The organism is Sulfuricurvum sp., from assembly GCF_019163035.1.
In the GTDB taxonomy this organism is placed as follows: domain Bacteria; phylum Campylobacterota; class Campylobacteria; order Campylobacterales; family Sulfurimonadaceae; genus Sulfuricurvum.
On sequence record NZ_JAFLKV010000111.1, the window covers coordinates 5404 to 14410 of the forward strand.

At 38.2% G+C, this 9007-nt stretch carries 6 protein-coding genes; 1 reads left to right on the plus strand and 5 read right to left on the minus strand.

Annotated features, from left to right (window positions below):
* Positions 1-1828: sensor histidine kinase (locus tag JZU62_RS07925; protein ID WP_295013591.1), on the plus strand; the 1828-nt coding region annotated here is incomplete at its 5' end.
* A gap of 6 nt (positions 1829-1834) precedes the next feature.
* On the opposite strand, the gene JZU62_RS07930 is transcribed toward JZU62_RS07925, so the two are convergent.
* The 5 genes from JZU62_RS07930 to JZU62_RS07950 all read right to left on the minus strand — a co-directional run.
* On the minus strand, positions 1835-2515 hold the full coding sequence (locus JZU62_RS07930) for a response regulator (RefSeq protein ID WP_295013593.1): 681 nt from the start codon (positions 2513-2515) through the stop codon (positions 1835-1837).
* Positions 2516-2526: 11 nt separating this feature from the next.
* The gene (locus tag JZU62_RS07935) at positions 2527-3960 is read right to left on the minus strand and encodes an HD domain-containing phosphohydrolase (protein ID WP_295013595.1); all 1434 of its coding nucleotides are present in this window, start codon (positions 3958-3960) and stop codon (positions 2527-2529) included.
* The gene (locus tag JZU62_RS07940; RefSeq protein WP_295013597.1) at positions 3957-6482 is read right to left on the minus strand and encodes a CHASE domain-containing protein; all 2526 of its coding nucleotides are present in this window, start codon (positions 6480-6482) and stop codon (positions 3957-3959) included. The genes JZU62_RS07935 and JZU62_RS07940 overlap by 4 nt, the downstream gene beginning before the upstream one ends.
* An 18-nt stretch (positions 6483-6500) precedes the next feature.
* Positions 6501-7550 (minus strand): response regulator, encoded by a 1050-nt coding sequence (locus JZU62_RS07945; protein WP_295013599.1) that lies wholly within the window; start codon positions 7548-7550, stop codon positions 6501-6503.
* A gap of 87 nt (positions 7551-7637) precedes the next feature.
* A partial coding sequence (locus JZU62_RS07950) for a PAS domain-containing protein (protein ID WP_295013601.1) occupies positions 7638-9007 on the minus strand: 1370 nt, incomplete at its 5' end.

Genomic DNA, 9007 nt, shown 5'->3' on the forward strand with positions numbered 1-9007 from the left:
CTCGGGCGATGGATTGTATTGGATTGATACCGATTCCAATATTATTCATGTCAATCAAGCAGCATCTGAAATGATTGGGTACAGTTATGATGAACTGACATCGATGAGTATTCTTTCTCTTGATCCGAATGTGGATCAAAATCGGTGGGATGAGCTGTTAATGCATTTAAAAACAGGTCAAGTCGTTCAAATCGAATCGCATCATAAGAAAAAAAATGGCGATTTGTTCGAAGTTGGAATTACGGGAAACTATTTTATTTTTGATAATAAAGGGTATGTTTTTTCGACGGTGAGAGATTTAACCGAAAGCAAAAATGTATTGCGTCAACTGGAACAATCCAATCAAAAGTACAAAGAAATTAACAAAAATTTGAAAAAAGCTGAGGAAATTGCAAAATTAGGGAACTGGTCATTAGATCTTATCACCAATAAACTCACATGGTCCGATGAAATTTTTAATATTTTTGAAATCGATCAAAATAGGTTTGAAGCTACGTATGAGGCATTTGTAGAGGGGATCCATCCTGAGGATAGAGAGATGGTACATGATGCTTATCTTAGTTCATTGGAAACACAAGAAAAGTATAAAATTGTCCATAGACTATTAATGAACGATGGAAGAATCAAATATGTTATGGAACAATGCGAAACCACCTTTGATAAGGATGGAAAACCTCTGAACTCTATCGGGACGGTTCAAGATATAACAGAGATTAGAAATGCTCAGCTGAAACTGGTCGAAAGCGAACAATTTTATCGTACGATCGTTGCATCGTTAGACAAAGCGATTATCATATTGGAAAATAATCGGATTGTGGATTGTAATGCGGTAACTCTTTCACTCTTTGAAACGACGGAAGAGGAATTTATCGGAACTGATATTTTAGATTCTAGCCGAATTATAGAATGTAGCATTGAGAGTTTTGAAATGCATTTATCCAATGCTTACCAAGGTCATACTATCCGAGATCAATGTACATTGGTTTTGAATGAGAAAGTCAAAACTAGCAAGGTCCTCGAAATAACTCTGGCAATGTATGGAAACAATGCCGAAAAGCTGATTTTGCTCGCGCGTGACATCACTCAAAAATTGGAAGAGGAAAAGTTTTTTAAACTCCATGCACGTCAAGCACAGATGGGAGAGATGATTTCGATGATCGCGCATCAATGGCGTCAGCCCTTAGCAATTATTAATGCTATCGCCTCACGATTTAGACTTCAAGAGATGCTGAATGATAATGAAAACACGGAACTGGTGGAATCGTTGATAAAAATTGAGCAACAAAGTCTGCATCTTTCTCAGACGATAAGCGATTATCGAGACTTTTTTCGTCTGGATAAGCCTTTAGAAGCCATTCGATTATCGGATTTGATTGTACATACTCTGGATTTGATTGATCATGTGTTGAAAACCAAAGGTGTAGTTGTCAATGAAACGATCCATCGTCCTATGATGGTCGCTATTTATAGAAATGAAGTCATTCAGGTGCTCATAACGCTGTTTAAAAATTCACTTGATGCGTTTGATGAGAATAACATTTATAACCGAACTATTAGTATAGAAATTGATCAGGATGAAACGTTTGGAATAATCGTTATAAGAGATAACGGAGGGGGAATTTCAGAAGAGGTAATTTCTAAAATATTTGTCCCCTATTTTACGACGAAAAGTTATTCCTATGGAACCGGATTAGGACTTTATATGTCTAAAATGATCATTGAGGAACATTGTCACGGAATGTTGGAAGTATCCAGTCGTAATGATGAGGCAACGATAACGATAAAGCTTCCTTTGTATCATAAAACAGACGATATGAGCCTTATCTAGTATCGTTTAAATCAGTGAATAACCTATTTTTGCCAAGTTACGCAGATTGGTATCATCATGCATTTTTTTGCGAATACGTAAAATAAGGTTTTTGAGTGCTCCATCGGACATCTCTTCTTCTAAAACATTTGAAAACGTTTCATATGTGACCACTTGAGAACGGTTACTCAACAATAATTCCATCGCATTGATTTCATTTTTTGTCAGTGCCGCTTTTTGACCATCAGGATAAACAAATCCTTTGGCAAAATAGTCATACGATACGGAGTCATTTATTTTGGCTATCAGCATTCCATGTGCATTGAGCCTATCAACTGCCAGATAGAGGACTTTAATGAGGGCATTAAACTCGATTGGTTTGTGGATATATTCGATGAGGTTTAGTTTGCACGCTTCTAATAGATCCTCCGTGGCGATAGATCCCGATACGATCACGATAGGAATTTTATCATTACTCTGACGTATGGTTTTTGCAACATCGATACCACTGATCGAAGCCATATAAATATCGAGAATAACGATATCGATACGATTTTTTTCATAAATGGCTAAAGCCTCCTCTCCATCACTCACCGCAAATACTTTTCCCACTACAAGTTGAAGTGTTTTCGTGGTGATTTCCCGCAAATCAGTATCATCTTCTGCGTAGAGGACGGAGAGATTTTTAAACTCATTATATTTGGACATGATTCTCTCCTTTAGTCTCGAAACTCAGTGGCAATTGCAGTGAATTTATGGATATGATTCATAAAAATATCGACCAAATCGGGATCAAAATGTCTCCCTCGTTCATTTGAAATAAAGGCAATAATGTCATCCATAGGCCACGCCTTTTTATAAACACGCTCACAGCTTAGTGCATCGAAAACATCGGCTAATGCGGTGATACGTCCATAAATATGGATATTAGCACCGCTCAGTGCGTTTGGATAGCCGCTTCCATCCCATTTTTCATGATGTTCACGTGCAATGATAGCTGCCGCTTGAAGAAGCGGACGGGCAGAATTTTTAAGAATATCATGTCCAATGGCACTATGTGTTTTCATAATGTGATATTCATCGTTATCGAGTTTACCCGGTTTGAGCAAAATCGCATCCGGAATACCGATTTTTCCGATATCGTGCATCGGTGAAGCGCTGTAAAGGAGACGAATATCTTCTTCTTCCAGTCCGCAAAGCTCTCCTAAAAGCTTCGTATATTTGGCAACGCGTCGGACATGGTTCCCTGTTTCATGAGACCTACTCTCCCCTACTTCCCCTAACAAGGAGAGCATCTCATGTTGTGTTTGCCAAATCTCTTCATTCAAATCAAAAAGTTCACTGACGTCATGGCTGATACTGATAAAATCAATAATATTTCCAAACTCGTCCAAAATCGGTTTGATCATGGTATCGGTAATATAACGTCCACCATCTTTTTTGAGGTTTTTTATCGTCCCTCTCCATGTTTGTTTAGCAAGAATAGTTTTCCAAAGTTGTCCATAAAACTCTGAGCTCACTTCAGGATGACGTAAAATTTTATGTCCTTGTTCAATAATCTCATTATGAGTGTATCCGCTTATTTGTGAAAAAAGGTCATTGACATAGACGATATTGCCTTGGACATCGGTTTTAATCACGATTGTGGAGAGGTCAACCGCTTCTTTATACTGTTCTAGAAGGGTCGTTTGGTGGAGTAAGTCTTGTTTGAGCTGAGCCGTAAATTCATCCACTTTACGTTGATTATAAATGTTTGTGACCACTTCCAATAAAACATGGATGATCTGCTCTGTTTGGATCGGTTTGAGTAAAAATTGTGCTACTCCGAGATTGATCAGTTCAAGGAGATAACTACTCTCCTCACAGGCTGAGGTGACGATAAAGTGTTGAGATGGATTGATTTCTTTAAGTTGTCGAATCATCATTACACCGTTCATTTCCGGCATCAAGATATCGGTGATAACGATATCGAATTTTTCTAATTCGAAAGCTTTAAGTCCATCACGTCCATTGAATGCTGTTTTGACTTTTGAAAATATTGATTCTAGCAATAAAGAGGTATTAGTCCGGATCATTGCTTCGTCTTCGACGTACAGGACACTCATCCCTTTCGCATACTCGGAAAGTTGTCGAATCATCTCTTTTAATATCATTTCATATCCTCATAGGGTAGTTTTACGGTAAAAGTAGTGGTATCATCTTCACTGGATACTTCGATCGATCCATCACAATGCTCTTCGATAATCATGCGACTCATGTAAAGTCCTAAACCTGTTCCGTAACTCTCATTCTTGGTAGTAAAATAAGGGCTAAAAAGTTTATTCATAACCTCTTTTTGTATCCCACCGGCATTATCACGAATGGTGATGACACAGTATTTTCCCTCTGGACGGATTCCGATTGTAATCTCCCCCCCCTTTATTTTGTTTTCCACAAATGCATCAAGGGCATTTTTAAGTAACACGATCAGTACTTGAAGTACTTCATTGCGAAATGTGTGGAGTATTAGGTTGTCAAAATGGATGTTTTCAATGTGTATCGAATGGGTTTTAAGAGTATGATCGATTAGATTTAATGCATGCTCAATCAAAGAAGAAACACTAAAATGCTCTTTGGGTTTGTCAGGACGAAAAAAATCTCTATAATCTGAAATCGTCTGGGAGAGATGAGAACTTTGCTGCTCTATTTTCATCAAATTTTCAATTAACTCAGTATCGTTATCGTCCCTTATCATCGCTTTAAGTCTCATTTGCGAAGTAATCGCATTAACAATAGCCAACGGTTGACGCCACTGATGGGCAATCATCGAAATCATCTCTCCCATCTGCGCTTGCCGAGTATGCATAGTAAATAATTTTTCTTTCTCGATTTTTTTTGTTATATCTCGGGAAATCATTACCAATTTATTTTTGTGTTCAGAACCAAATTGTGCAAAAGAGAATTCTACGATTTTGACCTTATCCGGATTCTCTTTTAAACGCAAAGTACACTGGGTTGCTCTAAACTCTCCATCGTTTGCAATATAGATGTGCTCATTTAGTGAGTGCCCTTGGCATTCAATCTCATACACGGTATCGAAAATGGAGTGTCCAATAAACTCCTCTTTTGTGATATTAAACAAGTTGAGCGCTAAATTGTTGCAATCGATAACACGGTTGTCCACTAAAATGACAATTGATACATCAACTGATCCGAAGATAGTCCGATAAAAAGCCTCGCTCTCTTCGAGTTTTTCTCGGGTCTCTTTGAGATTTTGTTCAGATGCTTTACGCTCACTGATATCTCGTGCGGAGGCATATAGGTATTTTTCGCCTTTATCAACGATAGCGCGTGCCGTCACTTCAACATCAAAAATCGATCCGTCTTTTCGACAAAAACAGGTTTCAAAAGTCATTGGGCTCTGGATTAATGACTCCATCTTCATTTGGATATCTTGCTTTGAATTCTTGGCTTCCCAATCAAAAACACTTAGCAAATTAGCCTCAGAACCCGTATATCCAAGCATCTGTAGAAATGAAGGACTGAACTCAATCAGTTTCCCCTTAAAATCTAAAATATGGATACCGTCCACCGATGATTTTAGTAGTGTATCGAGCCACGAACGATTTTTATCTATCTCTTTGGTTTGTGATTTTAGTAAGGCGCGCTTTTTCAACAGTTCAACAATAATGTATATCATCATAAAATAGAAAATCAAACCGATCAGTGCGAATGCAATCGGATAAAAACTGTTGTAAAGTGCATCAAATTCCGGAGAGCTCTTATAGTGTAGATGCCAGATACGTCCCCCCATATTTATAGTGCGGTGGGTGCTATAGTCCGAATGATAGTCGGAGGGATTAGGTGATTTGTAGAGGAGGTTCGCTTCCTCTTTTTTTTCAACATCATAAACCTCGATCATCAATGTGTCTTTGTGTGTTACGTTCGCGTTAATCAGGTCACCCATCCGAAAAGGGGCATATACGTATCCCAAAAGCAATTTTTGCCGTTGTTCAACCGTATTAACTTCGGACTCTTCGGCATAATAAGGGAGATACATCAACACACCGACTTGTACATCTTTATCGATCTCTTGCATGAGAGTAACTTTCCCTGAGAGCGCCATGTTTCCACTGTCTCTTGCCCGCTGCATTGCTTCACGTCGGACAGGTTCGGAAAACATATCGAATCCGATAGCCGCTTGATTTCGTCGATCAAGCGGTTCGAGATAGAGGATAGCGGTATAGTATTGTCTATCTCCTTTGGGCTTAAGTTCAAAGGATGGATATCCTGCTCGTTGTATTTTATCTTCAAAGGATTGCAGATTATCGGGTGGGATCACGATAGAGTATCCTATCCCCTGTATCCCAGGATAGTAGTTTTCTATGTTGATCGATTTGATGTAGTTATGCCAATCAGACCGAGTTACATTCTCACTTGATTTTAAAAACCCCACCCCTCCACGAAGGGTATTTTCATATTCTTGGAGACGGTTTTGAAGAGAAATATGTTCATGATTAACGTGATGATCAAATTTTGCTTGGGCGCGATTATAAAAAAGGTTTTCCGAAAAATACCAAACGACTAATAATAATATAAGAGAGAAACTCATGCTGATCATCGAGAATATTCGGCTGTTGACAAATTCACTATTGCCGATTTTATCGCTAAAATAGGTTTTAAAATGGTTATTCATCGATGAAACTCTATATTACTAAAAGAAATCAATATCGCCACCATCATCGGCAAGCTCAGGAGTGATCAAACCAATAATCTGCTGTATGCTCAATGTCGTCGGCTGATGGATATGGTGGATGTTTTTCATCGCCATACTCTCGAGTGAAAAGCGTTGAACATAAAGACTCAAATCAATACAAATCGCATCAAACATCGAAAGTATAAGTTCAGGTTTTGCATCGAGTTTTTCCAGCAGGTCATGCTGTTGAGCTATCACGCTTGATAGTTCTTCGAGACTTTTTGCCAACGGATCTAAAAAGGGGGAATATCGATATAAAATGTTGGAAAGTTTAGCAACATCATCGCGTGTTTTATGGATATGTTGGATGTTTTTTTCATTGATGTAAAGTGAGAGTTCATCAGGAATTTCACTCAATATATCGCGCAACTCTTGACAATCATCATTTAAAAAAACTACTTTTCCATATTCATCTTCTTCGTCTTTGGCAAAATATTCTTGCAGCATTTGAGATCGATCTTCGATATGGTTTTGGGCATAAAGCTCACCGATTTGAGTATTTTTAATCTCGACGGTACGGAGTTGAGTCATCATTTTTGCTACGATATTTCGGTACTTTCTGCGCTCTTCGTTCAGCTCTTCAAAGAGTTTGGCATTTTCGCTTTGGGCAGAAGCATCGCGGCAAACGGGATAGATGGTGCTGAGCATTTCATCGAGATTGATCGGTTTAAGGATAAAGGTACTTATCCCTTTACGTAACATATTAATTAATATCTCAGGATCATCGTGTGCTGAAATCGCGATAATCTTTTGTTCAGGGTTTATTTCTCGCATTTGAAAAACCATCTCGATACCGTTCATGCGTGGCATATTGATATCGGTGATAACAATATCATACGGGGCATTATTGTATTTAGCAAGCCCCTCTTCCCCGTTACACGCTAAATCAACTTTTGCGAATAAAAGATTGAACATCGTAGCGGTTTCTTCTCTAACCTTGTCATTATCCTCCACATACAGGATCGATAATTTTTTTGAAAAGTTTTGTACATCTTTGATTGTTATCATCTTTTTACTCCAAAATTGACTTGTATTTTACTTCTGACATCTTAGACGTTTAAAATCATAAAACTATCATAAAAGTGTATTATAGGGTTATAAAGCTATGGTTTTAATCGTATCCGCTTCGAAACGAAATTGATTAATTATATTACTGATATTAGTAGATTCTTGTATTAAATGACGATTTTCGGAATGAAACGTATTTCCTAGTTTTAGCATCACTGTGATTTCTTCTGAAGTACTGCGGATCAACTCTTTTAACTGAGAAAAAATCCCCCCAAAATCTATCGTTTCATTATGGTCGCTTGCCGCTTCGATAACCCCATATACCTGTATATACCCAAGATACATGACTTGTCGTTCTAGTTGATCGAGATTTTTAAGACTCTCTTGGATAAAACAATCCATTTTCACTTGCAAATCATTCAATTTTTCACTGTAAACTAATACCAAGGAAACAAGTGCATTAAGATTTTCTCCTAACTCTATGAGTGAGATCTCACCTTTTTTTTGCATCGTTTCTTCGATAAAGTACGTGACCATCTCAATCTGAATACGTAGTGATGATACGGTAAAAATGAGCTCATTAAGGGTATCGGATAATGTTTGTGCCAATGTATGTATATGACCGATGAGTCTATCATTCTCTTTTGCATTAATACGGACATCACTGGCTAAAACACCGAAGGTCTCTCCTCCATTGGCGACTTTGTAAGAGGCTACGGAGGCATTGAGGGATAAAAAGACGATATCTCGGGCTAGATGGCGAAGAACTACCCCTTTTTCTTCAAAGGTTGTTTTGACTGTTTTGAACATATCGATTTTGTCGAACCAATGCTCATATCGACGCATTAATGTTTGGCTTTGATTCAATAAAATTTTGAGCGTTTCGCACAAGGGATTATTGGACTCGGCTACGTATTCAATATCTGATTTATAATCGGTTAAAAGTTCTTTCCGTTTGCTCAATTCAGATAATAGTGCATCTGCCATAAAATGATTGTATCCACTATAACCTAACTCGAGCAGGAGTTCCAAGAGCATCGCTTCGCTTGCTTCCATCCCCCCTCTGCTCTCAGCGATCAAAAGTTTAAAGTAAAGCTCTCGGACGATTGCAAATATAGGAGAATTCGGTTTGATACGTATCGAGATATAACGCTCACTCAGAGGAAATACAACGGCTAATACCCAATAAAATCCTCCCTCTTTGGTCTTGTTTTTGACATACGCGACGATCGGTTTATCACTTTTGAGATGATCCCATAGTATTTTAAAGATCACTTTTGGCATATCGGGATGGCGGATAATGTTATGAAATTGTCCGATAAGTTCTTCTTTCTCATATCCGCTGATATTTACAAATACATCATTACCGGAGAGAATCGTACTCGCATGGTCGGTGATTGAAAAAAATAGTTCATTGGTATCGAATTGTGCTTCTTTCATGCTCGCGGCACCGCTTA

What these genes read in the sequence shown, in the direction of transcription:
- JZU62_RS07935 (WP_295013595.1), bottom strand. Translation starts at nt 3,960, where the DNA reads ATGATATTAAAAGAGATGATTCGACAACTTTCCGAGTATGCGAAAGGG.
- JZU62_RS07930 (WP_295013593.1), bottom strand. Translation starts at nt 2,515, where the DNA reads ATGTCCAAATATAATGAGTTTAAAAATCTCTCCGTCCTCTACGCAGAA.
- JZU62_RS07945 (WP_295013599.1), bottom strand. Translation starts at nt 7,550, where the DNA reads ATGATAACAATCAAAGATGTACAAAACTTTTCAAAAAAATTATCGATC.
- JZU62_RS07940 (WP_295013597.1), bottom strand. Translation starts at nt 6,482, where the DNA reads ATGAATAACCATTTTAAAACCTATTTTAGCGATAAAATCGGCAATAGT.